Source organism: Streptosporangium sp. NPDC002607, from assembly GCF_053592655.1.
Window position 1 is genome coordinate 31,116 of sequence record NZ_JBSFWD010000011.1, and the last position, 26,721, is coordinate 57,836.

The 26,721-nt window shown below is 70.6% G+C and carries 20 protein-coding genes; 13 read left to right on the forward strand and 7 right to left on the reverse strand.

Features of this window, described 5'->3' with window-relative positions; all coding sequences use genetic code 11:
• Positions 1 to 37: 37 nt before the first annotated feature.
• From ACWD3H_RS15265 to ACWD3H_RS15275, 3 genes are all read right to left on the reverse strand, one after another.
• Positions 38 to 1,957: an acyltransferase family protein gene (locus tag ACWD3H_RS15265; RefSeq protein ID WP_451955406.1), complete on the reverse strand. Its 1,920-nt coding sequence runs from the start codon at positions 1,955 to 1,957 to the stop codon at positions 38 to 40.
• 384 nt (positions 1,958 to 2,341) lie between these two features.
• Positions 2,342 to 3,958 carry an LCP family protein gene (locus ACWD3H_RS15270; protein ID WP_451955407.1) on the reverse strand — a complete coding sequence of 539 codons (1,617 nt, stop codon included), beginning with the start codon at positions 3,956 to 3,958 and terminating at the stop codon, positions 2,342 to 2,344.
• Positions 3,959 to 4,114: 156 nt separating this feature from the next.
• Positions 4,115 to 5,575 carry a hypothetical protein gene (locus tag ACWD3H_RS15275; protein ID WP_451955408.1) on the reverse strand — a complete coding sequence of 487 codons (1,461 nt, stop codon included), beginning with the start codon at positions 5,573 to 5,575 and terminating at the stop codon, positions 4,115 to 4,117.
• Positions 5,576 to 5,852: 277 nt separating this feature from the next.
• Here ACWD3H_RS15275 and ACWD3H_RS15280 point away from each other — a divergent pair, with 277 nt between their 5' ends.
• The 4 genes from ACWD3H_RS15280 (at position 5,853) to ACWD3H_RS15295 (ending at position 11,272) form a co-directional block, all read left to right on the forward strand.
• Positions 5,853 to 8,045, forward strand: a complete 2,193-nt coding sequence (locus tag ACWD3H_RS15280) for a hypothetical protein (protein ID WP_451955409.1) — start codon at positions 5,853 to 5,855, stop codon at positions 8,043 to 8,045.
• A gap of 224 nt (positions 8,046 to 8,269) precedes the next feature.
• Entirely contained in the window at positions 8,270 to 9,220 is a 951-nt protein-coding gene (locus tag ACWD3H_RS15285) for a permease-like cell division protein FtsX (RefSeq protein WP_451955410.1), read from the forward strand.
• Positions 9,221 to 9,307: 87 nt separating this feature from the next.
• Positions 9,308 to 10,201, forward strand: coding sequence for a glycosyltransferase family 2 protein (locus ACWD3H_RS15290; protein WP_350920740.1), 894 nt, complete (start codon positions 9,308 to 9,310; stop codon positions 10,199 to 10,201).
• Positions 10,202 to 11,272, forward strand: coding sequence for a glycosyltransferase family 4 protein (locus ACWD3H_RS15295; protein WP_355557127.1), 1,071 nt, complete (start codon positions 10,202 to 10,204; stop codon positions 11,270 to 11,272).
• 13 nt (positions 11,273 to 11,285) lie between these two features.
• Here the strand turns inward: ACWD3H_RS15295 and ACWD3H_RS15300 are convergent, their stop codons facing one another.
• On the reverse strand, positions 11,286 to 12,251 hold the full coding sequence (locus ACWD3H_RS15300; protein ID WP_355557124.1) for a lysylphosphatidylglycerol synthase domain-containing protein: 966 nt from the start codon (positions 12,249 to 12,251) through the stop codon (positions 11,286 to 11,288).
• A gap of 178 nt (positions 12,252 to 12,429) precedes the next feature.
• Here ACWD3H_RS15300 and ACWD3H_RS15305 point away from each other — a divergent pair, with 178 nt between their 5' ends.
• The 4 genes from ACWD3H_RS15305 to ACWD3H_RS15320 all read left to right on the forward strand — a co-directional run bounded on the left by ACWD3H_RS15305 (position 12,430) and on the right by ACWD3H_RS15320 (position 16,569).
• Positions 12,430 to 13,269 (forward strand): class I SAM-dependent methyltransferase, encoded by an 840-nt coding sequence (locus tag ACWD3H_RS15305; RefSeq protein ID WP_355557121.1) that lies wholly within the window; start codon positions 12,430 to 12,432, stop codon positions 13,267 to 13,269.
• Between the two features lie 7 nt (positions 13,270 to 13,276).
• Positions 13,277 to 14,245, forward strand: coding sequence for a lysylphosphatidylglycerol synthase transmembrane domain-containing protein (locus tag ACWD3H_RS15310; RefSeq protein WP_355557118.1), 969 nt, complete (start codon positions 13,277 to 13,279; stop codon positions 14,243 to 14,245).
• A gap of 90 nt (positions 14,246 to 14,335) precedes the next feature.
• On the forward strand, positions 14,336 to 15,457 hold the full coding sequence (locus ACWD3H_RS15315) for a glycosyltransferase family 4 protein (RefSeq protein WP_350920755.1): 1,122 nt from the start codon (positions 14,336 to 14,338) through the stop codon (positions 15,455 to 15,457).
• Between the two features lie 20 nt (positions 15,458 to 15,477).
• Complete coding sequence (locus tag ACWD3H_RS15320) at positions 15,478 to 16,569, forward strand: sugar phosphate nucleotidyltransferase (RefSeq protein ID WP_451955491.1); 1,092 nt, start codon at positions 15,478 to 15,480, stop codon at positions 16,567 to 16,569.
• A gap of 90 nt (positions 16,570 to 16,659) precedes the next feature.
• On the opposite strand, the gene ACWD3H_RS15325 is transcribed toward ACWD3H_RS15320, so the two are convergent.
• Positions 16,660 to 16,860, reverse strand: coding sequence for a hypothetical protein (locus ACWD3H_RS15325; RefSeq protein ID WP_350920761.1), 201 nt, complete (start codon positions 16,858 to 16,860; stop codon positions 16,660 to 16,662).
• A gap of 220 nt (positions 16,861 to 17,080) precedes the next feature.
• Between ACWD3H_RS15325 and ACWD3H_RS15330 the strand changes: the two genes are divergently transcribed.
• From ACWD3H_RS15330 to ACWD3H_RS15350, 5 genes are all read left to right on the forward strand, one after another.
• Positions 17,081 to 19,708 carry a bifunctional FO biosynthesis protein CofGH gene (locus ACWD3H_RS15330; RefSeq protein ID WP_451955411.1) on the forward strand — a complete coding sequence of 876 codons (2,628 nt, stop codon included), beginning with the start codon at positions 17,081 to 17,083 and terminating at the stop codon, positions 19,706 to 19,708.
• Positions 19,709 to 19,809: 101 nt separating this feature from the next.
• Positions 19,810 to 21,540 carry a substrate-binding and VWA domain-containing protein gene (locus ACWD3H_RS15335; protein WP_451955412.1) on the forward strand — a complete coding sequence of 577 codons (1,731 nt, stop codon included), beginning with the start codon at positions 19,810 to 19,812 and terminating at the stop codon, positions 21,538 to 21,540.
• A 278-nt stretch (positions 21,541 to 21,818) separates the two neighbouring features.
• Positions 21,819 to 22,073 (forward strand): hypothetical protein, encoded by a 255-nt coding sequence (locus ACWD3H_RS15340; RefSeq protein WP_451955413.1) that lies wholly within the window; start codon positions 21,819 to 21,821, stop codon positions 22,071 to 22,073.
• Positions 22,074 to 22,468: 395 nt separating this feature from the next.
• Positions 22,469 to 23,278, forward strand: coding sequence for a hypothetical protein (locus tag ACWD3H_RS15345; RefSeq protein WP_451955414.1), 810 nt, complete (start codon positions 22,469 to 22,471; stop codon positions 23,276 to 23,278).
• A gap of 49 nt (positions 23,279 to 23,327) precedes the next feature.
• Positions 23,328 to 24,227, forward strand: a complete 900-nt coding sequence (locus ACWD3H_RS15350) for a tetratricopeptide repeat protein (protein ID WP_451955415.1) — start codon at positions 23,328 to 23,330, stop codon at positions 24,225 to 24,227.
• Between the two features lie 92 nt (positions 24,228 to 24,319).
• Here ACWD3H_RS15350 and ACWD3H_RS15355 read toward each other — a convergent pair whose 3' ends face one another.
• Entirely contained in the window at positions 24,320 to 25,639 is a 1,320-nt protein-coding gene (locus tag ACWD3H_RS15355) for a coenzyme F420-0:L-glutamate ligase (RefSeq protein ID WP_451955416.1), read from the reverse strand.
• Positions 25,636 to 26,601 carry a 2-phospho-L-lactate transferase gene (gene cofD, locus ACWD3H_RS15360; RefSeq protein ID WP_350920780.1) on the reverse strand — a complete coding sequence of 322 codons (966 nt, stop codon included), beginning with the start codon at positions 26,599 to 26,601 and terminating at the stop codon, positions 25,636 to 25,638. The genes ACWD3H_RS15355 and cofD overlap by 4 nt, the downstream gene beginning before the upstream one ends.
• Positions 26,602 to 26,721 lie beyond the last annotated feature (120 nt).

Here is a 26,721-nt window from a genome sequence, read left to right on the forward strand (position 1 = left end):
GGTGGCTGTTCCGTCAGCACCGGATGTGTTGAGTTAATTACCGGGGAACTGCCGCTGAACTCTCCTTGGCGGCGGGCGCGGCCTCGGTGGTGGGCGCGGCCTTGGCGGCGGGGGCCGAGGACGGTCGCCGGTAGAGCCATACCAGCCTGGGTTCGAGCAGCCACTTGAAGAGTTTGCGGGTCTCCGGCAGGCAGAGCACGATGGCCAGGGCCAGCGAACTCGACGCGATCGCCGCCACGCCCAGCGGGCCGTACAGCCAGGGGAAGCTCAGCCAGCCCTGGTCCTTGGCGATGACCACCACGACGCCGTGGAGCAGGTAGGCGTACAGGGTGCGGGTGCCGAGGTCGGAGAACCAGGTCTCGCGGCGGGGCACCAGCGCGAGCACCGCGGCCGTCATGATCAGCGCCGCGACCAGCACGGCGGCGCGCACGCCGAAGCCCATCCACCAGGACATGTCCATGGCCTTGAAGCTGTAGCGGAAGTAGATCGGGGCACGCGGGACGTGCGGCGCGATGAGGATCGCCACCCCGGCGGCCCCGACCAGGACGGCCGCGGAGGTGATCTTGACCCAGGTGGGCTTGAGCAGGTCGAAGTGCTCGGGCTTGAGCAGCAGGCCGAGCACGTAGAACGGCAGCAGGCCGAAGAAGCGGTCGATGCTGAAGTCACCGGAGATCTCGGAGAAGCCCGCCGCCATGTAGATGACCACCGCGACCAGCAGCGGTTGCCGCATCCGGGTCCAGATGGGTGTGGAGATCCGCCAGAGGACCAGGGCCACCAGGTACCAGTTCAGCCAGGCCGGATCAATTATCGTCAGCGTCCACTTCTGGCCAAGCCCGTAGCGGAGCAGCGCGTAGCCGATCTCCACGACCACGTACGGGATCAGCAGTGTGTCGACCAGCTTGTTGATCTTCGCGTTGGAGTGCCAGAAGTTGCGGCCCAGGTAGCCGCTGATCAGCACGAACGCCGGCATGTGGAACATGTAGATGAACAGGTACGCCGCGCTCGCCGAGTCCGCCTTCAGGGTGGGAACCAGCGAGTGGCCCATCACCACCAGGGCGATCAGGACGAACTTCACATTGTCGAGATACGGCTCGCGCTTCTTCTTGGCAGGGGGAGCCGCGGGCTCCTCCTCGAGCTGCGACTCGCGCTCCCGCTCCGCCCGCAGTTCCTGCTCGGCCTGCGGGCCCTGGTTCCAGAACGAGGATTCGCTCTCCCGGTGGTTGTTCTCCCAGTAGGAGAAGGGGCGCTCGCTGCCCGCGGGCGGCGCCTGCCGGGGGGGCGTGGCGGTCTGCGGGTGCCCGGCGCCCGGGAACATCCCGGGACTCGCGGGCTGCCCGGGAGCCTGGGGCGATCCCGGGCCGGGCGCCTGGCCGGGGGCCTGGGGCTGGGGGGCGACGTAGGGGTGCGTGCCCGTCTGCGGCTGCGACACGGGCGGCGGGGCCCAGTCAGGCCGGGGGAGGGGCACCTGGGGGGCGCCCTGCGGGGAGGGGGCTTCCCTCGCCCAGGACGGCTCCTGGGCCCACACCGCGCTCTCCTGGGCCCACCCGGTGCTCTCCTGAGCCCAGGTGGTGCTCTCCTGCGTCCAGGACGGGCCGTCCTGAGTCCACGGCTGGGACGTCTCGCGGGCCCAGGTGGACTCCTGGGGCACCGGTTCGGGCTCCAGGGGCTTGGACAGGTCGAGCGGGTCGCCGGGGTAGGGCTCCCGATATGCCGGGTAACCGCCCCACTCGGTGACCTCGCCGGGGCTCTCCTCCTCCCGGGCGTTCCGGGTTTCGTGCCGGGACGGACGGCCGGCGGCCGGGCCACCGCCCGGCGGCTCCGGCCACGTGGGCTGGTGCCCGCCGGGCGGCTGCGCCTGGCCGGGCGTCGGCCACGGGGCGGGCTTCCGGCCCTGTCCGCCGTCGGAACCGCCGTCGTCCTGGGGGGCCGGCACCTGGAAGGATCGGATGTCGCTCACGAGGGGAAGGCTCAGCTATCTGTCGGAGACCGGGGAGTAGTCGGGCAGACTGGCGGGGGCGCCCGGGGCGGGCCGGGTGATCGTTCGCCTCGCCGCCCCGACCACCCTAAACCGACTGTGAGCCCGCTGTCGCACAGGCGCACTCTGATTACGGAGGTTCTCGGGTAATCGTGACTGTCCAAAATCCGGGAACGGCGGGTGCTCGCCGTTTTCCCGGGCGGTGGCGCTCCGTTGCCCGGTGTTGGATGTCCGGACGCCGTGGCCTCGCCGCTCGGCCCGGCCACGATGCCCGGCCACGAGATCCGGGTACGAGATCCGGCTGTGGCGTCCGGGCACGGTGCTCCGCCCGGACGCCCTCGCCCGGCCGCGTGCCGGGCGAGGATGTCAGGTGCAGGGGTTGGTCTTGCTGTCGACGACCTTGTCCGTGAGGGCGTCCGGGATCTTGGGAAGGACCCGGACCCCCGGCCAGTCGGCACCGATGATCAGCTGGATGACCGGTCCGGTCGGGGCCTTGGCGTCGGGGGTGGGTTTGGGGGCCGTGGGCGGCGTGTACTTGTCGGTGGTGACCGGCTTGACCTTGCCCGCGACCGGGGTGCGCTTGTCGCCGGAGAGCCTGGCGGCCACCGCGTCGCCGTAGGCGGGACCGTCCTCGGTGTCCTTCTTGGCATAGCGCACCGTGGTGGTGGGCACGTTGCCGGTCGCCGGGCGGGCGTTGCCGACGTGGGTGACCACGAAGCCCTGCTCCGCCAGCTCGGCGGCGACCTCCCTGGCCCGGTTCGGCGTGTCCGTGCCGTTGAACACCTGGAGCCTGACCTGCTCGCGGTTGACGGTCTTGACCTTGGTGTCGGGGGGCGGGGTGACCTCGGTGTCGTTCTTGATCGAGGCGAAGAGCTGGTCCGCGTACGGCTGCACCCAGGCGACCCGGTTCTTGTCGTCCGGGTGCGGGCCCCATGGGACGGTGATCAGCTTGACGCCGCTCGCGGTCAGCTTCTGGGCGCTCTGCCCGATCTCCAGCAGGGTGCCGGTGTCCTTCGCCAGGTCCTCGTCCATCCGGACGGAACCGGCCGCGACTTTGATGAAGTTCAGCAGCTTGGCGGGGTCGGTCAGCAGCTCGCTGCTGGTGGCCTTCTTCACCACCTGGCTGAGGAAGACCTGCTGGCGCTTGATCCGGCCGATGTCGCTGCCGTCGCCGTAGTTGCGCAGCCGGACGTAGCCCAGCGCCTTCTCGCCCGCCAGCAGGTGCCAGCCGGCCGGAAGGGCGAGCTTGGACTTCTTGTCGTCGACCGGCTTGGTCAGGCAGATCCGGACACCGCCGAGGGCGTTCACGATGTTCTTGAAACCGGTGAAGTCGACCTCGACGAAGTGGTCGATCCGGATGTCGGTGAGCGACTCGATGGTGGCGATCGTGCAGGTGATGCCGCCCTCGTTGTAGGCGGCGTTGATCATCTCGGTGCGGGGTGCGACCGGCGTGCCGGTCTCCGACTTGCAGGCGGGCATGGAGACCACCGAGTCACGGGGGAAGCTGACGAACGTCGCCTTGTCACGGTCGGGCGCGATGTGCATGAGGATGATCGTGTCGGTGCGCTTGCCGTCGTTGGCCATCTTCTGGCCGTACTTCAGGTTGTCGCCCTCGCGGGTGTCGGAGCCCACGATCAGCACGTTGAGCGCGCCCGTGGCGTTCACCGGCCGGTCGTTGCCGAGGTTGGCGTTGATGTTGACGGTTCTGAACTCGCCGAGCGTGTCCCGGTAGACCTTGTAGCCGCCCAGGGTGCCGAGCACCAGAAGGCCGGTCGCCGCGATGCCGGACCAGGCGCCGATGCCGAGCCGCTTCTGCTTGCGGCCCCTGCCCTTCGGCGGACCCTCCTTCGGCTGCGGTGGAGGTGCTGCCGGAAGCCGCTCAGGGGGAGGACCCTCCCCGCCCGCGCGCCGGGCCCCTCTGCGGCCGTGGGAGGCGGGTGCCGTCCGCTGGTCTCTCACGGAAGCCTGCCGGTGGTCGCTCATCCGATTCCCCTGCTTGGCGGCATCGTCCGGTTCTCGCGCAGCTCGCTCATCGCGCCCAGAGAGTAGATCACGAGGGGCGCGCCAGGAGACGTGATGATGCGAACTTGGCCAAGACCGCCCCCTGCCAGCGCCGTGATGATCCGGCGGCCAGCATACTCAAATGCGGACATTTAGTGGAATGTTACTGAAATTAGGTTTACGCATGGCCGGTGCCGCCGCGAGGCAGGCGGCGGGTACGGCCGGCAGGACGTACCGGTAGTCGAACTCCGCCACCGCGGGCGGCATCGCGAGCAACACCACCGCCACCGACCAGGGCAGCACCCACGCCGTGGTGTCCGGGCGGAACCGCCGGACGCACGCCGCCGCGGGCGGCAGCAGCAGGATCACCAGCACCGCCGCGCCGGGCAGTCCGGCGACTCCCTGGTAGGCGCGGATCCAGCCCGCGTACGGTTCGACGATCCGGGTGGTGATCGGACCACGCTGGTAGCGCTCCGCGGCCTGGGCGCCCACGGTCGCCGGGTAGCGTCCGGGCGGTGCGGGCGGCGACGCGGGGAACAGGTAGTAGTCGTAGATCTCCTGATCCGGGTAGACCGGGCGGTCCACCGTGAACGAGCGGGCCAGCTCCGAGGCGACCGAGCCCAGGTAGTCCAGCGGCTGGCTCCGGATCGCCAGCGACGCGAACCGCCCGGCCAGCGCGTCGTTCCCGCGGCTGAAGGTGATGCCGGGCAGCTTGACCAGCGGTGAGTCCTGCGCCCAGACGTACTCCTGCGCGGGCGGGCGCAGGGCGGGCGGGCGGGGGTCGCAGAGCACCGCCAGGTCCGGTGGCGGGCGCATCACGTCGCAGTCGGCGAAGGTCATCGTCTTGGCGTAGAGGAAGACCCCGTTCGCGCCCACGATGCCGATCCGCTGGTACGTCGCGTAGAACCAGGCCCCGTACCCGAGGATCGGCACCGTGGCGGCGGCGATCATCACCCCCGCCGCGGCCACCCGGCCCCGCTGCTTGAAGATCAGCCAGCCCGCGAAGAGCGCGACCAGCGGCAGCCCGACGGTTCTGGTCAGCGTGGCCGCCGCGAGCAGCAGCCCGATCCCGCACGCGGTACGCCATCCGACGGATCGGCGCACGGCCAGGCAGACCGCCGAGAGGACCAGGACCGTGAACAGGGTGTCGGAGACCAGCAGATGTTCCAGCTCTATCTGGTAGGCGTCCAGCAGGGAGGGGACGGACGCGAGCGTCGCGGCCCAGGCGGGCGCTCCCAGCCGCCGCGCGGTGAGGTAGACCAGCACGCCGGCACCCAGCCCCAGCAGGTGCTGGGCCAGCGCGACGAAGGCGAAGTCGTGGAACGGTTCGAGCAGTCGCAGGAACATCGGGTATCCGGCCGGGCGGACCAGGTCGGGCCGGGGCTTCAACGCGGTGACGACGTAGGTGTAGGAGTCGGGGAACCAGAGCGCGGGCCGGTAGCCGAGCATGGCGATCACCCGCAGCGCGACCCCCACGCCCAGCACGAGCAGGAACCAGCGGTGCTCGGAGAACCGGCGGCGGTCTGGGAACCGCCGCCTGCCGGGGAGCCGGCGACGTTTCGGGAACCCGCGAGGGGCGGGGGAGCCGCCGTCGCTCATGTGGTGGTCACGAATCCCGGCCGGGTTCCGGTCGCGGCCCCGCCGGGGCCGCCGCGCGAGATCGCGGGTCGCCGAATCCGGCTGACACGCGTGGTCACCGTCCCCAGGGACCGGTGATGCCGCAGCCCCGTCCACCCGACCACTCTTCCCCCTTCTGACGCGCTGCGCGTACGCTACCGGCTTCCGCGCCAGGTGGGACGCCGGGCGGCACGGCACCGCCGTCCCGCGCGCCCGTGCCCGGTGCGGGCCTCGGTTGCCAGTACGCTCGGGTCGTGTCATGACCACCGGCTGGCTGGATCGTACGCGCAGGCCCTCGGCGGGCCCCTCGGCGGGCAAGGTGCTCGCCGTGGTCTCGGTCGTGCCCGCGCTCGTCCTGGCGGGCTGGCTGCTGGCCGGGCTGCCGCTGCTGCTGCTCGGCTGGTTCCGGCCGCTCGCCGCGGTCCCGCTGGGCCTGCTGGCCGCCGCGCTGCTCTGCCGGTACGGTCTGCGGCGCCTGCCGGAGACCATCCCGGCGACAGCGTGGCAGGTCACCGGGGTGATCGCGGTCGCACTGGCCTCGGGAGTCTTCAACGGCCTGTTCCGCAGCGAGCAGCTGATCGTCCGACGCGACCCCGCCACCTACGCGCAGTACGGCATCTGGCTGGCCAGGCACGGCTCGCTGCCCGTGCCCTTCCAGGAGCAGGCCTTCGGCGGCCTCGACCCGGCGCTCCACTTCGACAGCGTGGGCTTCTACGGCTTCGGCGGCGCGGTCGTGCCGCAGTTCATGCCGGGGGCGCCGATGCTCCACGCGGTGGGCGCCTGGCTCGGCGACGTCGCCGGGCTGCTGCTGGTGCCGCCGGTGCTGGGGGCGGCGGCGGTGCTGGTGCTCGCCGGGGTCGTCGCCCGGCTCGTCGGGGCCCGCTGGGCGCCTCTCGCCGCCCTGGTCTTCGCCATCAGCCTGCCGATTCTCTACACCTCGCGGACCACCTTCAGTGAGATCCCGTCCCTGATCCTGCTCTTCGGCGGCCTTGCCCTGCTGTACGACGCCGAGGCCAGGCTCCGCTCCGGTGTCACCGCCTCCCCGCCACCCGAGCCGCCGGGCGGTTCCGGCGCCTCCGGTGCCGGCCATCAGCCGCCCGATCCCTCAGGCACCGGCCCGGCGGCGATCCGCGCCGCGCGGACCGGGGCCGCCCTGGCGGGGCTGGTGTTCGGGCTGGCCGTCATGGTCAGGATCGACGGGCTGCGCGACGTGCTTCCCGTGCTCGCCTACGCCGGGCTGCTCATCGCCGTCCGCCGGGCCGGGAACCGCGACGGAGGACGGCTGGGCGTGCCGCTGCTCGGCGGGCTGGCGGTGGGGGCAGGGCTGGGCTTCGCCGCCGCCTACCTGCTCTCCCGCCCCTACCTGAAATACCTGTCGGGCTCGCTCATCCCGCTGCTGGCCATCTGCGGCGCGGTCGTGGTGCTCACCGTCGCGATGGCGGCGCTCGCCCCCCGGCTCGCGGCGCCGCTGCGGCGTGCCGCCCGGATGCCGAGGCTGCCCGAGATCGCCGGCGGCCTGGTCGTGCTGGTCGGGGCGGCCTTCGCGGCCCGGCCCTGGTTGCAGACCGTGATCCGGCCACCCGCCACCACCGAGGACCGGCTGACCGCCGACTTCATCGTCGGGGTCCAGCGGGTCAACGGCCTGCCGATCGACGGCTCCCGGCTCTACTACGAGAACTCGGCGTACTGGGTGATCTGGTACGTCGGGCTTCCCGCGGCGCTCCTGGCCACCCTCGCCGCGGCACTGCTCGCGCGCAGGCTGGTGCGGGGGACGGCTCCGGAGTGGCTGCTGCCACTGGCCGTCATCGCCTGGACCACGGTCACCACGCTCTACCGCCCCGGGATCACTCCCGACCAGCCGTGGGCCGCCCGGCGGCTGGTCCCCGTCGTCATCCCCGGCCTGATCCTGCTGGCCGTCTGGGGCCTCGGCTGGGTGCGGGACCGGGCGCGCGGGTCCGGGTACCGCCCGCCTGTCCGAAGGGGTCTCGCCACCGCCGGCGCGGTCATCCTCCTCGTCCCCGTGGCGTTCGTCTCGGCGGGGACCGCCTTCAACCCGATCGAGCGCGGCGAGCGCGCCGCGGTCGAGGCGCTGTGCGCGGCCCTGCCCGCGCGCGCCTCGGTGCTCGTCGTCGAGCGCGTCACCGCCGCCCGCTTCACCCAGCTCGTCCGGAGCAGCTGCGGCCTGCCCGCCGCCCGGGTCACTCTCTACCGCACCGACGTTCCTCGGACGAGCGACGTCAGACGGCTGGTCGCCCGGATCCGCGCGGCCGGTCGCGTCCCGGTCCTGCTGGCCGCCGAGGCCCGCCAGGTCTCCGGGTACGGCACCCCCGTCCACATCATGAACCTCCGCACCCGCCAGGACGAGCGCTCCCTCGTCGACCCCCCCAACGGCACCTGGTCCCTGGCCGCCGACGTCTGGATGACGGTTCCTCGTGAGGATCCGAGAATTTGAGAACTCGTGCCCGTCCCGGTGCCCACCCGGGGTCATGACGATCCGAGGCACAGCGAGCATCCTCATCTCGGACCCGGGTGACATCCGGGCAGCCGCCGTTTCCCGTCCGCTGGAGCACCCGCCGACGTAGGTGCCCAGATAGTCCGAGCGAATCCGCTTTATTGCTAGTGATCAAAGCCCAGATTCCTGTGCCAGGATATTGGGCTAAATACCGGATTATTGCGGTGGGTGACGCGTTGAATGCGACGGATCCGGTGATCGGCTCGGATGACCGGAACGATGGATCCGACGTCGAAGAGCTGTCCTTCGGGGATCCGGAGCGGAGGGCTCGCGCCTGGAAACGGGCCGGAGTCGGTCGTGCCCTGCTGGCCGGTGTGGCGGTCGTCGCCCTGCTGCTCGGGGCTGCTGGAAGCATGGATGGGTACGAGAACTCGGACGGCCCCTGGCCCGAGGGGGCGACGTTCACCATCTCTCTCTGCAGGGATGACGACCCCTCCGGGAGGTGCCACAAGCGGGCGATCACTCCAGAGCAGAAGCGGGCACTTGAGGAGAGGCTGCGTGCGACGCCTGAGGTCGCGGAGGTGACATTCAGATCCCAGGAGACGGCGTGGGCGAACTTCGTGGACGAGAATGCCGACAACTGGGTTCTGACCTCTGCCATTCAGCCTGAGGACCTGCCGACATCGTTCAACGGCAGACTCCACCGCCGGGCCGACTTCCAGCTGTTCGCAACCATCGTGGAGAACGCGCCGGGTGTCTCCTACGGATACGTCCTCGGCCATAACTTCTGGGAGGATAAAGCGGACATCTCCATCGGGTTGTGTGAAGCCGAGAACTCAGAAACCGAGGAGACGGAAGAGGCCTCCGATCCCTGTGCGGGCCGAGGCGCGGCCACGGAGGAAGAGAAGAAGGCCATCGAGGCCAGGCTCGCCGCGCTCGAAGGGATCGAGCGTGTCTACTTCGAGGACGCCGCCCATGCTCGCCGGGTCTTCGAGCATTTCCTGATGGGCAAGCTCACCCCTAGCACTCTCCGTATTGTCCTCATCTCGGAAAATTACCACGTCAAGCTTGCGGATCCGGCTGCCGCGCAGGTGGTCGTCGACGCGGTCAAGGGCATGCCAGGCATTTGGCGAGCCGTACCGTGCATACCAACTGACGTGTTCGGGCCCTGCTAGAAGGAGTGATGTGCGCTCGGCTCTCAGCTGGGCAGAGTATCCTCGCCCGTCGGAGAGCATGCCCGAGAGCCTGAGAGTGGATCAGCTGTGGACGCAACACCGTACGTGACCATCGTCCTGCCCTGTTACAACGAGCAGGACCACGTCATCGCCGAGGTCGAGCGCATCTGCGAGGCGATGGACCACAGCGGATACACCTACGAGCTCGTGGCGGTCGACGACTTCTCCACGGACGAGACCCTGGCCAGGCTCGAAGAGGCCGCGCCGAGGTTTCCGAACATGCGGATCAGAGCCTTCCACCGCAACGGCGGCTCCGGCACGGTGCGCAGGATCGGCACCCAGGAGGCGCGCGGCGAGATCGTCGTGTGGACCGACGCCGACATGACCTACCCGAACGAGCGCATCCCCGAGCTCGTCCAGATCCTGGAGAAGGACGCGACGATCGACCAGGTCGTGGGGGCGCGGACCAGCGAGGAGGGCTCCCACAAGTTCCTCCGGGTCCCGGCCAAGTGGTTCATCCGCAAGGTGGCCGAGCGGCTGGCCGGGCAGAAGATCCCCGACCTCAACAGCGGGCTGCGGGCGTTCCGCAAGTCGGTCGCCAAGCCCTACCTGCGGCTGCTGCCGCCCGGCTTCTCCTGCGTCACCACGATCACGCTGTCGTTCCTGTCGAACCAGCACGACGTCTACTACCTGCCGATCGGCTACAGCAAGCGGGCCGGCAAGTCGAAGTTCAGCTTCGTCTCCGACGCCTACCGCTACATCCTGCAGGTGCTGCGGATGGTCATGTACTTCAACCCGCTCAAGGTCCTCATGCCGCCCGCGCTCTGGCTGGTCGGCATCGGCCTGGTCAAGGGCGTCGTCGACATCGTCCGCTACGGGTTCTACCTGACCAGCAACACCATTGTGATCTTCATCTCCGGCCTGCTCATCGGCTCGCTGGCGCTGCTGGCCGACCTCATCGTGCGTTCCAGGAGCGAGTAGATGCGGATCGCCGTCGTCGGGCCGACGTACCCCTACAAGGGCGGCGGCGCCGCGCACACCACGGAGCTGGCCCACCGGCTGAGAGCGGCCGGGCACGACGTGGTGATCGAGTCGTGGCGGGCGCAGTACCCCTCCTTCCTGTATCCGGGACAGCAGACCGTCGACATCCCCGACGGCGAGCCGTTCCCGCACGTCCGGCGCGACCTCGACTGGCGCCGACCGGACGGCTGGATCCGCGCCGGACGACGGCTGCGGAGCGTCGACCTGGTCGTCCTCGCCGTTCTCAGCCCGGTGCAGGTCCCGCCCTACCTGGGCATCCTTTCCGGCCTGGGGCGCAGAACCCGGGTCGTGGCGCTCTGCCACAACGTCCTGCCGCACGAGCGCAAGCCGTACGACACACCGCTGATGAAGGCGCTGCTGCGCAGGGTGGACGCGGTGCTCGTGCACTCCGAGCGGCAGGCCGCGCAGGCCCGCGAGCTGACCGCCGCGCCCGTGCGGGTGGCCGAGATGGCCCCGCATCTGCCATCGGGAAACGCGGGGCGCGGCCCCGCGGAGGGCGTGCACGACCGGCTGCTGTTCTTCGGCCTCGTCCGGCCGTACAAGGGGCTTGACCTGCTCGTCCGAGCGCTGCCCGAGGGCGTGTCGCTGCGGGTGGCCGGGGAGTTCTGGGGTGGCCAGGAGGAGGCGACGAGGGCGCTGGTCGCCGAGCTCGGGCTGACCGGACGGGTGGAGCTGCGGCCGGGCTACGTGCCGGCGGCGGACGTGCCCGAGCTGTTCGCGGACGTGGACGCGCTGGTGCTGCCCTACCGGAGCGGGACGGCCAGCCAGCAGGTGTGGTTCGGCCACGAGCACGGGGTGCCGGTGATCGCCAGCCGGGCGGGCACGCTCGGCGACCACGTCACCGACGGGGTGGACGGGCTGCTGGTCGAGCCGGGTTCGGTGGAGGAGCTGCGCGCCGCGCTGGCCGCGTTCTACCGCCCCGGCGAGCCCGAGCGGCTCCGCGCCGGGGTCAAGGCGGTCGACCCCGAGCCGTACTGGACCTCCTACATCGAGGCACTGGTCTCGCGCTGAGCCGGGCCGGGTCTCAGGCGGTGCCCTCCCGTGTCGCCACGGGCTCGGGGCCTGCCTGCCGGCCGGGCTCCCCGGCGGGGCCAAAGGCCCTGCCCCACAGGAAGCCGATCCCGGCCCAGCTCACGTCGGCGAGGGTGAACATCACCCTGGACACCACCGCGGCCACCAGCGCCCTGGGGGAGTCGAGCACCGGAGCCAGGGCGAGCACCATCGCCCCCTCGCGGACGCCGATCCCGGCGGGGACGACCACGGTGAGGATGCCCGTCGCCCAGGCCAGCGCGTACGCGCCGGTCGCCACCAGGTATAGGGAATCGCCGGAGGCGCCCAGGTCCGCCATGGGGAGCAGCAGGTGGGGGCCGTAGGTCAGCCAGCCGGCCACGGTGAGGGCCACCGCGGTGAGCACGGCACGGCCGCTGAGCAGTCGGCCCTGTCCGAGTGGTTCCTGGCGGGCGATCCGCATGGCCAGGTTGAGGCCGAAGGTGAGCACTCCGGGGTGCAGGCAGACGGCGATGACGGGGATCAGCGCCAGCAGGTACCACGCCTGGGTCATGGTCTCGCGCAGGGTCACCGCCGCCACGACGAGGGCACAGCCGAGGGAGACCAGCACCGACAGGGTGATGGAACCGAACATGCGCCGGGGCGGGACGCGGTGGTCGCGGCCGAGCTCGATCATCGCGGCGTACGCCCAGACGCTGCCCGGCACGTACTTGCCGAGCTGGCCGATGAAGAAGATCCTCGCGGTGATCCCGAGGGGCAGCGGGGAGCCCATTCCGGCCAGCAGCGCCCGCCAGGCCAGCACCATGAGACCGATCCCGGCCATCACCGACAGGTAGGACCCGGCGAGCGACCACCAGGAGAGCTGCGAGATCGCGGCCACGGTCTCGTCGCGGTTCCTGGCCAGGCCGTAGCCGAGGAAACCCACCGCGACCAGCGCGAGCAGCACCCGGAGCAGGCGGCTTGACCGCAGTCGGCTGAGCATCCGCCAAGGGTACGACGCTCTCCTTACTCGGCGGTAGGGTCACCGGTCACCGGTACTCTTGGGCGGCGTGGTGGAGCGCCCGCGGGCGTCGTGCGCGGTCCGGCGCCATCCGGAGGGGAAGTCCCGGCATCACGCGAACCGGCATCGCGCGAAGGGGAAGAGGAGCGGTAAGCGAGTGATGAGCACCGAGCGGGTCGCGCAGCTTGAGTACTCCGAGTTCCAGGCGGCGATGCTGGACGAGGAGAAGCGCCGCAGGAAGGCCGCGAAGATCGTCGCGGTGCTCGGGCACTTTCTCGGCAGGGAAGAGGACGTCCTCGCCGGTCTGACCGTCGCCGACATCGGCTGCTCGGCGGGGTTCATCGCCGATGAGCTGGCCGCGGCGGGCGCGAGCCGGACGTTCGGCGTCGACATCGACGTGCCGGGCCTGCGCAAGGCGGCCCAGCGGTTCGGCGAGCGGGTCGAGTTCGTCTGCGCCGACGGCACCGCGCTGCCCTTCCCCGACGGTTCGATCGACGTACTGGTCTTCAACCACATCTACGAGCACGTGGTCGACCCGGACGCGATCATGGCCGAGATGCGCCGGGTGCTCTCCGCGGACGGTGTCCTCTATCTCGGCCTGGGCAACCGGCTAGGCGTGATGGAGCCGCACTACAAGCTGCCGTTCCTGTCGTACCTGCCGCCCGCGCCGGCCGACCGCTACGTGCGGCTCTTCGGCCGGGCCGACAGCTACTACGAGCGCTATCGCACCCGGCGCGGCCTGCGCAAGATGGTGCGCGGCCTGCGGGTGTGGGACTACACCTTCCCCGTGCTCGCCACCCCGGCGGCGTTCGCGGGCGACGAGCTCTTCGGCGGTGTGGCGGGGCGGGTGGCCGGTGGCGTGCTGTCGCGGCTGCCCCGCCCGGTGCTGCGTGCCCTGCTGCCCGTGGTGCCCACCTACCTGTGGGTGGCGACCAGGGGTGAGCGCCGCCCGGCCGGGCGGTCGCTGCCGCAGCCGCCCGAGCCGGTACGGCCCCTGTGAGCCTGCGGTGAGCGAGGACGAAGGAGCCGTCCGGTCCGGCGCGTCCACCCTGAGACGGCTGGCCCGCGTCGCCTTCCTGCTCCTCGCGCTCGGGTTCGGCACCTGGGTGGTGCTGAGCCAGTGGGACGACATCCGTGCGGGGTTCGCCCGGCTGTCCGTGCTGTCGCTCGTGTTGTCGCTGGTGGCGGTGCTCGCCGCGCTGTGCGGCGGGATGATGACATGGCGGGCGCTGCTGGCCGACCTGGGCTCGCCGCTGCCGCTGCGCGCGGGGGCGAGGGTCTTCTTCGTGGGCCAGCTCGGCAAGTACATCCCCGGCTCGCTCTGGCCGGTGATCGCTCAGATGGAGATGGGGCGGGAACTGGGCGTTCCCCGGTCGCGCAGTGCCGCGGCGTTCTTCCTGACGCTGCCGGTGCAGCTCGGCAGCGGTCTGGTGGTCTCGGGGGTGACGCTGCTGGCGGCCCAGCCGGGGGCGGCCGCGCCGTACGCCTGGGCGTTCCTGCTGATCCCCGTGCTCGCGGTGGCCTTCGAGCCGAGGGTGGTCAACGCGGTCCTCGGGTTCGGGCTGCGCAAGCTGAGGCGCGAGCCGCTGGAGCGTCCCCTCACCCGCAGGGGCATGCTCACCGCGCTGGGCTGGGCATTGGGCGGCTGGATCGCGTACGGGCTGCACCTGGCGGCGATCGTGCACGACCTCGGACCCTCCGGGTTCTCCGCGGTCCTGTTCTCCATCGGCGCGTTCGCCCTGTCGTGGTGCCTGGGGATCATGACGTTCGTCGTCCCAGCGGGGGCGGGCGTGCGGGAGGTGGCCATGGTGGCCGTCCTGGCGCCTGTCCTGGACGGGGGGTCGGCCATAGCGGCGGCGCTCTGCTCCCGGATCGTGATCATTCTTGGCGATCTCGTCTGCGCGGGTTTCGCGGGTCTGGCCGCGCGCCGCGCCACGGCTTCCAGTAAGGACCACGCTTCGGGAAAAGCCGTGTGATTTCCCCCATGATTTCGGAGACTCTGGCAATAGAGTGAACGGAGGAGGGGGACGGCCGTCCCACGTGAATCATGAGGGGAGCGATCCTTCTTGACGCCTAGAGTGCTCGTCGACGCGGCCGCGGTTCCGGCCGATCGCGGTGCGCTGATCAGGTACGTCGATGGACTCGTCGCCGCGCTGGACAGGGCGGGCGCTGATCTCGTGGTCGTCTGCCAGCGCGCCGACGCCGCCCGATATGCCGGACTGGCGCCCTCCGCGCGGATCGTGCCGGGGCCTCACGGGATCACCAACAGGGCCGCCCGCCTGACCTGGGAGCAGACGGGGCTGCCCTTCCTCGCCCGGCAGGTCGCCGCCCAGGTCATCCACGCCCCCTACTACTCGATTCCGCTGAGCTCGGGCCTGCCGACCGTGGCGACGGTGCACGATCTCACCTGCTTCACCGAGCCCCTGCAGCACGACGCGGTCAAGGCGGCGTTCTTCCGCGCGGCGACCCGCACGGCGGTCCGGCACGCCACCCGGGTGATCGTGCCCTCCAAGGCGACCAGGGACGAGCTGATCAGGCTGCTCTCGGCCGACCCGACCCGCATCGACGTCGCCTACCACGGTGTCGATCCGGCGCTGTTCCATCCGCCGTCCGAGCGCGAGGTCAAGCACGCCTCCGACCGGCTCGGCCTGCACGGCACCCCCTACGTGGCCTTCCTCGGCCCGCTGGAGCCCCGCAAGAACGTGCCGAACCTGATCCGCGGCTTCGTGCGCGCCGTCGAGGACATCTCCCACCCGCCCGCCCTGGTGCTCGCCGGGGGCGTCCGCGACGTCGAGGTGGACGCCGCGGTGGAGCAGGTCCCCTCGACGGTGCGGGTGCTCCGTCCCGGCTTCCTGTCCTTCGCCGACCTGTGCGGTTTCCTCGGTGGGGCGGTGATCGCGGCCTTTCCCTCGCGGGGTGAGGGCTTCGGGCTGCCGGTGCTGGAGGCCATGGCCTGCGGCGCACCGGTGCTCACCACGCACCGTACCTCGCTGCCGGAGGTGGGGGGCGACGCGGTCGCCTACACCGAGCCGGACGCCGAGAGCATCGCCGCGGCGCTGCGCACGCTGCTCTCCTCACCCGAGCGCAGGGACGTGCTGTCCGCGGCGGGTATCGCCCGTGCCAAGGAGTTCACCTGGGACGCCTCGGCCGAGGCACACCTGCTCTCTTACCAGCGCGCGGCCGAGTAGTGAGTTAACCTCGCGGAATGATGGAGACCCCTTTGCCGGACCTAGAGGCGATTCTCCTTGTCGGTGGACGAGGGACGCGCCTGCGTCCGTTGACACTGGACACCCCGAAACCCCTGTTGCCCACGGCGGGAGTTCCCTTCCTGTCCCACCAGCTCGCCCGCGCCAGGGCCTTCGGCGTGCGACGCATCGTGTTCGCCACCTCCTACCGGGCGGAGATGTTCTCCGAGGCGTTCGGGAACGGCGAGGCGTTCGGCCTCGAACTCGAGTACATGACGGAGGAGGAGCCGCTCGGCACCGGCGGGGCCATCCGCAATGCCGCCAAGGCGCTGACCTGCGGCCCCGGCGATCCGGTGCTGGTGCTGAACGGCGACATCCTGTCCGGTCACGACATCGGCGACCAGATCGCGACGCATGTCGCACGGGGGGCCGCCCTCACCCTGCACCTGACCGAGGTGGACGACCCCTCGCGCTTCGGCTGCGTGCCGACCGACGACGACGGGAGGGTGACCGCCTTCCTGGAGAAGACCCCGAACCCGGTCACCAACCGGATCAACGCCGGATGTTACGTCTTCACCCGCTCGGTGATCGACGCGATCCCGGAGGGGCAGGTCGTCTCGGTCGAGCGCGAGACCTTCCCCGGCCTGATCGAGGACGGCGCCCTGGTGCTCGGCTACGCCGACGCGTCCTACTGGCTCGACGTGGGCACGCCCGCCGCCTTCGTGCAGGGCTCCCGCGACCTGGTCCTCGGCCGGCTCGTCTCGCCCGCGTTGCCAGGTCCCACCGGTGACTTCCTCGCCCTGCCCGGCGCCATGATCTCGCCCGAGGCCAAGGTTTCCGGCGGTTCCGTGATCGGCGCCCGCGCGATCGTGGAGTCGGGGGCGCAGGTCGGTGGCAGCGTGCTCGGAGACGACTGCATCGTGCACTCGGGCGCGGTCGTGGTCGACTCGGTGATCGGCATCGGCGCGCGTGTCGACTGTGGAGCGGTCCTGCGGGATGTGGTCGTCGGCGACGGCGCCGTGGTCGGTCCCGGGAACGAACTGCTCGCGGGCAGCCGGGTCTGGCCCGGTGTGGTGCTCCCCGAGTCCGCGATCCGCTTCTCCAGCGACATCTGACCGGCCCCGCCGTACGGTGTGCGGGAGATCGTGGTGGATCGGTCGCGGTCCGGAACGGGCCGCGTCCGGTGGGGCTTTCCAAGCGCAGGGTCAGCCGGCCGCCGGGGTCGGGCGGTGCGCGGCCATCCGCTCGCGGGCCGCGGCCGCCCGCGCGTGACCGGTGGTCGTGCTGAGCGCCCCCTCGTCGGGGGAGGGTTCCCGGTGATGCCAGTCGAGGCTGTCACGGGTGTCGGCGCCCACCAGCGGGGCGAGGACGGCGACGGCGACAAGGGCGAGGAGAAACCAGAACATTTTCGGCTCCTGGGGGTGGGGTCCGAGGTGGGTGCCTCGGCGGAGGGCCGGGGATCTTCGCGGCTGCGAAGGTTCCGGCTGACATGTCTAATTTATGTATATGCAAGCATTTATGTCTATCGAGACCTGCTTGTAGTGAGTCTTTAGTGAATCTGAAGTGTCGGATCGAGGTCCGGTACCCGCCGCCGGGCAGGTGAGCGTCGCGCCGTACTGTGACGTCATGAGTCCCAACCCCACCGACAACGCGATGCGCCGGGCTCTGGCCAGGGCACGCGATGGCAAAACTCTTGATATCGCCGAGGCCACAGCCCTGTTGCACGCCCGGGACGCACATCTGGAGACCCTCCTTGACCACGCCGGGAGGGTCAGGGACGCGGGTCTGGAGGCGGTCGGACGACAGGGGATCATCACCTACAGCCGCAAGGTCTTCATCCCCCTGACGAGGCTCTGCCGGGACCGCTGCGGATACTGCACGTTCGCCACCGCCCCGCACAAGCTGGAGAGCCTGTTCCTGAGCCCGGACGAGGTGCTGGAGATCGCCGCGCAGGGCGCGGCCATGGGATGCAAGGAAGCGTTGTTCACCCTGGGGGACCGGCCGGAGGACCGCTGGCACCAGGCCCGCGAGTGGCTGGACGCGCACGGCTACGACGACACGCTCTCCTACGTCCGCGCGATGGCCGTGCGGGTGCTTGAGGAGACCGGGCTGCTGCCGCACCTGAACCCGGGCGTCATGACCTGGCGGGACCTGCAGCGCCTCAAGCCGGTCGCGCCCTCCATGGGCATGATGCTGGAGACGACCTCGCGGCGGCTCTTCGAGGAGAAGGGGCAGCCGCACTACGGCTCACCCGACAAGGACCCCGCCGTGCGGCTGCGCGTGCTGGAGGACGCCGGGCGGACGAACGTGCCGTTCACCAGCGGCATCCTCATCGGCATCGGGGAGACGGTCGCCGAGCGCGCCGAGTCGCTGTTCGCGCTGCGCAAGGTGGCGCGCGAGTACGGCGGCATTCAGGAGATCATCGTCCAGAACTTCCGCGCCAAGCCGGACACCGCGATGCGCGGCATGCCCGACGCGGACCTGCAGGAACTGGCCGCCACCATCGCGGTGACCCGGCTGGTGCTGGGGCCGAAGATGAGGGTGCAGGCCCCGCCGAACCTGGTCGACTCCGAGTACGAGCTGATGATCAGGGCGGGCATCGACGACTGGGGCGGCGTCTCGCCGTTGACGCCCGACCATGTCAACCCCGAGCGCCCCTGGCCGCAGATCGACGACCTCGCCGCCCGCACCGCCGCCGCCGGGTTCACGCTGCGCGAGCGGCTGACCATCTATCCCGAGTTCGTGCTGGCGGGGGAGCCCTGGCTGGACCCGAGGCTCAACGCGCACGTGGCCGCCCTGGCGGACCCCGGCACCGGCCTCGCCCGCGAGGACGCGGTCGTGACCGGCCGCCCCTGGCAGGAGCCCGACGGGGGCTTCGTCTCCCTGGGCCGCGTCGACCTGCACACGGCGGTCGACACCGAGGGCCGTACCGCCGACCGTCGTGACGACTTCGACCACGTCTACGGAGACTGGGAGGCTCTGCGGGAGCGCCTGCCCGTCGCGGAGGGCACTGCCGGGAGCGGCGGCGCCGTCAGGGGCGATGTGCGGGAGGCGCTGCGGCAGGCCGAACGAGACCCGGCGGGGCTGAGCGACGCCCAGGCGCTCGTCCTCCTCGACCTCGCCGGAGACCCGTCGGGCGCCGGCGCCGACGACGCCGCGCTGGACGAGCTCTGCCGGATCGCCGACGGCCTGCGCAGGGAGGCGGTCGGTGACGACGTCACCTACGTGGTGAACAGGAACATCAACTTCACGAACGTCTGCTACACGGGCTGCCGCTTCTGCGCCTTCGCGCAGCGCCGCACCGATGCCGACGCCTACACCCTCTCGCTGGAGCAGGTCGCCGACCGCGCCTGGGAAGGATGGCAGGCAGGGGCGACCGAGGTGTGCATGCAGGGGGGCATCCACCCCGACCTGCCCGGCACCGCGTACTTCGACATCGCCAAGGCGGTCAAGGCCAGAGTGCCCCAGATGCACGTCCACGCGTTCTCGCCGATGGAGGTCATCAACGGGGCCAGCCGCACCAACCTGTCCATCGAGGACTGGCTGGTCGCCGCCAGGGAGGCGGGCGTCGACTCGCTGCCGGGTACCGCGGCGGAGATCCTCGACGACGACGTCCGCTGGGTGCTGACCAAGGGCAAGCTGCCCACCGCCGAGTGGGTCGAGGTCATCTCCACCGCGCACCGGGTCGGCATTCCGACGACCTCCACGATGATGTACGGCCACGTCGACAACCACGCGCACTGGGTGCAGCACATTCGGCTGATCCGCCGCATGCAGGAGGAGACCGGTGGGTTCTCCGAGTTCGTGCTGCTGCCGTTCGTCCACCACAGCGCGCCCATCTACCTGGCGGGGATCGCCCGCCCGGGGCCGACGGCGCGGGAGAACCGGGCGGTGCACGCGCTGGCCCGCGTCCTGCTGCACGGTGCGATCGCCAACATCCAGTGCTCCTGGGTGAAGCTCCAGGACGGGCTCTGCCGCGAGGTGCTCATGGGCGGGGTCAACGACCTCGGCGGCACGCTGATGGAGGAGACGATCAGCAGGATGGCCGGGTCGGAGAACGGCTCCTTCAAGACGATCAGCGAGATCGAGGCCATGGTCGCCCCGACCGGGCGGCCGATCCGGCAGCGGACCACCTCCTACGGCGTGCCCGACGCCGAGCGGCTGGCCGCGGCCAGGGTGAGCGACGGGGTCTGCCGGAGCGTCCGCCCCAACGCCCTTCCACTGCTCCCGCTGGAGGCGTCGACAAAGTTATAACAAGTTCTATATTTGCTTGCCCTCCGTGAGGGGTTCATTGACACAATCGTCTTTCTCCTCTAGCGAGAGGTCTCCGTGTGCCCTCCTCCGGTCGACACCGTGTGGCCGTCGGCGCTGAGCGGCGTCGGCGTCAGGTCCTGCTGCGCCTGTCGCTGGCGGCGGTCGCGATAGCGGTCGCCCTGGCGGGGAGCGCCGTCCTGGTGCTCGACCGGGCGGGGGGTTCGTGCTCGGCCCGCGACCCGGTGCTGGTCGGGGTCGCCGCCGCCGTCGACATCGCCCCGACCGTCATGGAGGCGGCGGGGCGGTTCAACCGGAGCAGGGCGGGCGTCGACGGCCGGTGCGTGCTGGTGCAGGTGACCGAGCAGCCGCCCGCCACGGTGCTGCGCACCCTGCTCGGCGGCACCGCGGGGGTGCTCAGCGAGCGCCCGGACGGCTGGATCTCCGACTCCTCGGCCTGGATCCGGCTCGCCCGCAAGCAGGGGGCCGCGAACCTGGCCGGCACCGAGACCGTCATGGCGACCTCGCCCCTGGTCTTCGCCACCCGCAAGTCCCTGGCCCGGCGTTTCGCGGTCGGTAAGACCGACATGAACTGGCGGATGGTCTTCCCCGCGACCACCCGTGGCCGGATCCAGCCGACCGAGAACGAGCCCGACGTGGTCCGCGTCCCCGACCCGTCGCTCGCGGGTGCCGGAATCGCCACCGTGGCCGCGGCCAGGGACGTGGTCGGCAGCGGCGCCGAGGCCGACCGCGCGCTCACCGCGTTCGTCCGCTGGGCGCAGGCGGGGGCGGCGCCCGACTACCGGACCATGCTCGCCGCCGTCGACGACCGCTCCTTCTGGCAGCGCCCCGTGGTGATCGTTCCCGAGCAGTCGGTCTGGGAGCACAACCGCCGGCCGTCGGACGACCCGGTGACCGCCCTGCACCCCCGTGAGGGGACCATCAACCTCGACTACCCGTACGTGGTCACCTCCTCCGACGAGGCGAAGGCGAGCGGGTCGAGGGCCTTCGCCGCCTGGCTGCGCTCCCCCGAGACCCAGGAGGCGGCCCGCAGGGCGGGCTTCCGCTCGCCCGACGGCTCCCTGGGGCCGTACTCACCCGGTCCCGAGATTCCCACCGAGGCGCCCCGCACCCGCCCGACCATCCTGCCCGGCATGATCGACGAGGCGCTGGCGGCGTGGAGCAGGCTCGCCCCGCCGACCAACATCCTGGTCCTGGCGGACAGCGGCAAGCACATGGCCGGGCCGATCAACGGGCAGCGGGGGAAGACCCGGCTGACCGTCGCCCTTGACGCCGCCAGGCTCGGCCTGCAGCTCTTTCCCGGCTCCACGCACATGGGCATGTGGGAGTTCTCCTCGGCCAAGGGTGAGGACCAGCGCGAGCGGGTGCGCCTCGGCCCGATCACCGAGCCCGACGGCGGCCAGGTCATCCGGCGCAGCCGCCTGGAGGAGCTGACCCGGACCCTGCGCGCCGACCCGAAGGAGCCCAGCGCCCTGTACGACTCGATCATCGCCGGGTTCCGCGCGCTGACCGAGTCCTACGACGAGACCATGAACAACACCCTGCTCGTCATCACGGCGGGCAAGGACGACGGCAAGGGCATCTCCGGCGCCAAGCTGGTGGAGAGGCTCCGCGGTGAGTGGAACCCCGAGCGACCCGTCCAGATCGTCGTTCTTGCCTTCGGCACCGACCTCGACCGTGCCGCCCTCACCCAGATCACCTCGGTCACCAACGGCTCCCTGCACGTCGCCCAGCGCCCAGAAGAGATCATCGACGTCTTCCTGTCCGCCCTGGCCCGCCGGCTCTGTCACCCCACCTGCGCCAAGGCCCCGTGACCACCTGCCGCCGGGGCGGGCGACCGCTCCGGCCGGAGCTCTGGATCGTTCCAGTGAGGAGATCGGGGAAGGCGTCTGGAATTTCGGTAGTCATTGGCCTACTCTTAGTGACGAAAACCTGCTTCTCTCCAGGTAGGGGTACATCGATGGAAAGTGCCGACAGCCGGATCATGGCGCTCATCGTGATCGCCACGATCGTGTTCGCCATCTCGCAACTCTGACAGCCCCCGCATGCCGGCAGCGACGAGGATCCTGCTTCCCCCCGGTAGGAGTGCGACGTGGACAGCTCGAACGGCCGGATCCTGGCCCTTGTCGTAGTGGCCACGATCGTGTTCGCCGTCGGACGGCGTTTCCAGCGGACGATGGACACCTGGGCGGGATGGGGCAAGGCGGTCGAAGCGGCCGCCGAGGCCGCATCGAAGATCCCTGACGCCAAGTCGGCGGCCTGGAAGGCGGTCCGCCGCATGATCGTGGTCGGTCTGGGCGCGCTCATCCTGTTCGCGGTGGTCGCGAACGTGATCCGCTACGGCTGAGCCTCCGAATCCCGGATCGGGCCCCGGAGCCTTGCGGTGACCGGAAACGGTGTCGGCTCCTGTGACGGCCGGGCGCCTGGTCGCGCCGACAAGGCCCCTGATCGCTCCCCCTCTTCACTCTGCGCGGCAGTGGGACGAGGCGGAGAGGGCACTCCTGGGTTTGGGAGGAGGCCGGGCGCCCGCATCAGTCCGGATTCGGGCTCACCGTCACCCATGATCGCCAGTACGTCTGACTGGGCGACCCGGACGGCCCGAGCCGGGACCTGCCCGCGTAGCGGCCGGTTGAGAAGGTTCCGCATTCCCGTATCGCTCGAACGTATCGGGAAGTTCTGAGACGGCGGCGTGATCTTTGCCTGGAAGGATCTTCTTTCCCTCCAGGCGCCGAAGGAAATCGAATGAGACGGATCACCACCGGTCTTGTCGTGAGCCTCCTCCTGCTCACGCCGCTGCCCGCCCGTGCCGACGCGCCCGATCCGATCAAGGCGCTCCGCGCCCAGGTCGTACCGGGCAGGGGCGTCACCGTCTCCGCGGTCACCCGCATGTTGGCCGACGGCAAGCACCTGTTCACCAGCCGGACCACGCGGGTCGCCGGATTCCGTAAGGGGGGGCTGGTGGAAACGGACGACATCAGCACGCTCTCCTCGCCGATCCGTTCTGAGATCCCGGAATTGGACTCTTCCTTCCTCTTCCCGGTGCTGCTCATCAAAGTCGACGGCGCGTACTACACCTCGGGTGGTGAGCTGATCGGCAAGTTGCCGCTGGGCAAGCAGTGGGTGCGCAGCCGATGGTTCGAGTCCAGTCCCATGGATGTCACGGTCGATCTCCTCGAACCCGGTACGCTGCGGGCGCTGCTCGCCACCGCCTCCTCCGTCGGCCCGCGTACGGCCAAGGGCACCATCTATGCCTCCAAGATCCCCGGTCAGCCCCTCGGCGGGGGGTTGGGACGCGGTGAGAAGGTCGCCTGGGCGCTCTGGTTCGACGCCAAGGGCAGGGTCACCCGCCTGACCACCACGACCTCTCAGCAGACGAACGACAACTACGAGCTGGGTATCCGTTCCGACCTGCGCTTCACCGGCTGGGGCACCAGGGTGACGATCGAGCCGCCGCCCGAGGACCTGGTCATCGACGCCGAGGACCTTCCCGAGGAGGAAGGCCTGTTCTGGGAGCCGCCGGTGACGATCGAGACTCCCCCAAAGGGGAAGTGAGGCCGGGGCCGCACGGTGAGGCCGAATGGCCATGCTTACGATCGTTCAGATGGCTGAAGAAGAGGTGCGTGTGGCAGGCGAGGAAAGTTTGGAAGCCGGTGCGCGGGAAGGCGGCCCGCAGCGGTGTGGACTGCTCATCGAACGTGCCAAGACGTATTCGATGATGAAGCGCTTCGACGAGGCGATCGCAGATCTGACCGAGGTGCTCCGGCTTGATCCCGGCAACGACATCGTGTGGAGCAGGCGGGGCGAGCTGTATCGAAGGACGGGCCAGTTCCAGGAGGCCATCGCCGACTTCGACCGCGCGATCGAGATCGACCCGGAGTACGTGTACGCGATCGGCAGCCGGGGGCAGGCGTATGAGGCGCTCGGCCGGTTCGGGGAGGCGCTGGCCGACTTCAACCGTGCGATTGAGCTGACTCCGGACGAGGTCTGGCTCCTCAGCGAGCGGGCGGGCCTGCTGCGCGAGGTCGAGCGGTACGACGACGCGGAGACCGATCTGATCCGGGCCATGATGCTCGCCCCGGAGGACACCGACCTGTACAACGCCCGCGGCGACCTCTACTACCAGGCGGACCGCTATGACGACGCGATCACGGATTTCTCCCACGTGCTGAGCATGGAGCCAAACAACGTCTGGGCACTCGTCTCGCGCGGCGAGACGTATCGCATGATGGACAAGGTCAATGAAGGACTCGGCGACCTGAACCACGCCCTTCAGTTGGAGCCCGACAACGAGCGCGCTCTGGGGAGCCGTGGGGCGATCCTGCACGATCTACACCGGGACGAGGAGGCGGTGGTCGATCTCACCAGGGCGATCGAGATCGATCCCGAATACACCTGGGCCTACGTCCGCAGGGGCGAGGTGCTGCGATCCCTGGGCCGTTACGAGGAGTCGCTCGTCGATATAAATCGGGCGATGGAGCTCGACGGAGGCGCGGACGGCTGAGCGGATCGGCCGAGGCCCCCGCCCGCACGCGTGGCGGTGCCGCGGCTCAGGTGCCGCGACACGAGCCGGAGCCGCGCGTGCGGGGGCCGGGCCTATCGGACGACGATGAAGTCGGCCGCCTGCCTGGGGGCGCGGTCCCTCGGGGGAGCCGCGGGGTGGCCGATGGCGACGGCCCCCATCGGGTCCCAGTCGGCGGGCAGGTCGAGGACCTCGCGGACGACGTCGCGGCAGAACATGGTGGAGGAGACCCACGCGGAGCCCAACCCCTCCACCGCGAGCTGGACGAGGAGGTTCTGCACCCCCGCGCCGGCCGCGACCACGAACATCTCCCGCTCGGCGGTGTTGCGCCGGTCGTCGCGGTAGGTGTGCGAGCCGTCCATGACCAGGCAGGGCACCACCAGGTACGGGGCCGCGCGCAGCACGTCGCCCCGCCTGACCCGCCTGGCGATCGACTCCGCAGAGAAGCCGTCGCCGCGCAGGTCGGCGATCCAGGCCTCGCGCATGGCGTCGAGCAGCTTCTCCCGGGCCCCCGCCGACTCCAGCAGGACGAACCGCCACGGGGTCGTGTGGTGCGGGGCGGGCGCGGCGATCGCGGCGTCGACGGCCCTGCGGACCTTGGCGCCGTCCACGGGTTCCGCGGAGAACTCCCGGATGGTTCTGCGGGCGAAGACCACGTCGCGCGAGCCGTACCGGAACATGTCGTCGGCGGACGGGCGGACCAGCTCGCGGATGCCCGGCCCGTCGTCCTCGGTGGTGTACTCGGGCAGGCCCCTGATCACCGCCACCGGGGTCTGCGCGACCTTCCCCTTGACCAGGTCTCCGGCCGCGGCGAACTCGTCGGCGACGGCGGTCAGGGTGACCTCTAGCGCGTTGCCGTAGTCGTCGGACATGCCCCGGTAGTCGAGAGAGGGAGTCACCCCGGCGACGCCGACGGCCATGTCGGTCTGGCCGTTGCGCCACGGGCGGCCGAAGGTGTCGGAGATGATCACACCGACCGATACGCCGAGCAGTTCCGCGACGCGCGCCCTGATGGCCGAGGCGGAGGCGTCCGGGTCGACGGGCAGCAGGACCACCGTGTCCGGCCGGGTGTTGGAGGCGTCGACCCCGGCGGCGGCCATGACGAACCCGTGCCTCGTCTCGGCGATCACGGTCTCACCCCTGCGGGCGACCACCCGCCTCGTCTCCGCGCCGACCGCCTCGGCACGGGGCACACCGTGCAGGACCCGGCCTTCGGCCTTGCTTGAGATCTTGGAGGTGACCACGAGGATGTCGCCGTCACGCAGGTCGGGCAGAGCCGTGGCGATCAGCTCCCCGACGTCGTCGCCCTCGTGGACCTCGGGTATGCCGGGAACGGCGAAGATCTCCACCCTGACGTCGGCGGGATTCCGCTGCCCACGCCTGATCCGGCTCATCGCGAGCCCTCCTCGCGAGTGGCGGAGGACGCGAGCCGGGTGGCCATGTCCAGGGCCGCGCGGGCGATGGCGGCGGCGGCCTCGACGTCGTGCATGATCAGCGGGCGGGCCTCGACGTCGACGCCGGCGAGGGCCACTCCGGCGTCCTCCTCCGCGACCAGCCAGCCGTTCACCAGCGGCGACCCGTACAGCTCCAGGACCGCCTGCGCGGTGGTCTGCACGCCGATCGCGGTCAGGCAGGCGTCGGCCATGCCGCGGACCGGGGCGCCGCCGACGATGGGGGAGACGCCGATGACCGTCTTGCTCTCCAAGGCCTCTCGGATGCCCTTGATCTGCAGGATCGTGCCGATGCTGACGACCGGGTTGGACGGCGGGAGGATGACGACGTCGGCGGCGGCGATGGCCTCCAGCACGCCGGGGGCGGGGGAGGCCTGGTCGGCGCCGACCAGGATGATCTGCTCGGCGGGAACCGAGGCGCGCAGCCGCACCCACCACTCCTGGAAGTGGATGGCGCGGCGGCCCTGCTCGTCGGTGATGACCACGTGGGTCTCGGTCCGGTCGTCGCTCATCGGGATCAGGCGCACGCCCGGCTGCCAGCGCTGGCACAGTGCCTCGGTGACCGCCGACAGCGGGTATCCGGCGTCGAGCATCTGGGTGCGCACGATGTGGGTGGCGAAGTCGCGGTCGCCGAGGCCGAACCACTGCGGCTCGACGCCGTAGGCGGCCAGTTCCTCCTTGACGACGTGCGACTCCTGCCGTCGTCCCCAGCCCTGTTCCTCGTCGATGCCGCCGCCCAGGGTGTACATCACGGTATCGAGGTCGGGGCAGACCCGCAGGCCGTAGAGACTGATGTCGTCACCGGTGTTGCCGATGACGGTGATCTCGGAGTCGGGGGCGGCGGTGAGAAGACCCCGCAGGAAGCGGGCACCACCGATTCCGCCGGCGAGGGACACGATGCGCATGCCGTCCAGTGTTCCACTAGGTCGTTACGGATGTCGGCGGGGTGCCGGGAGAGGGGGGACGCAGTCTTTTCATGATCGTTATGAGGGCTGTCCGTGCTGGCAGAATCGCCTAACCTGATG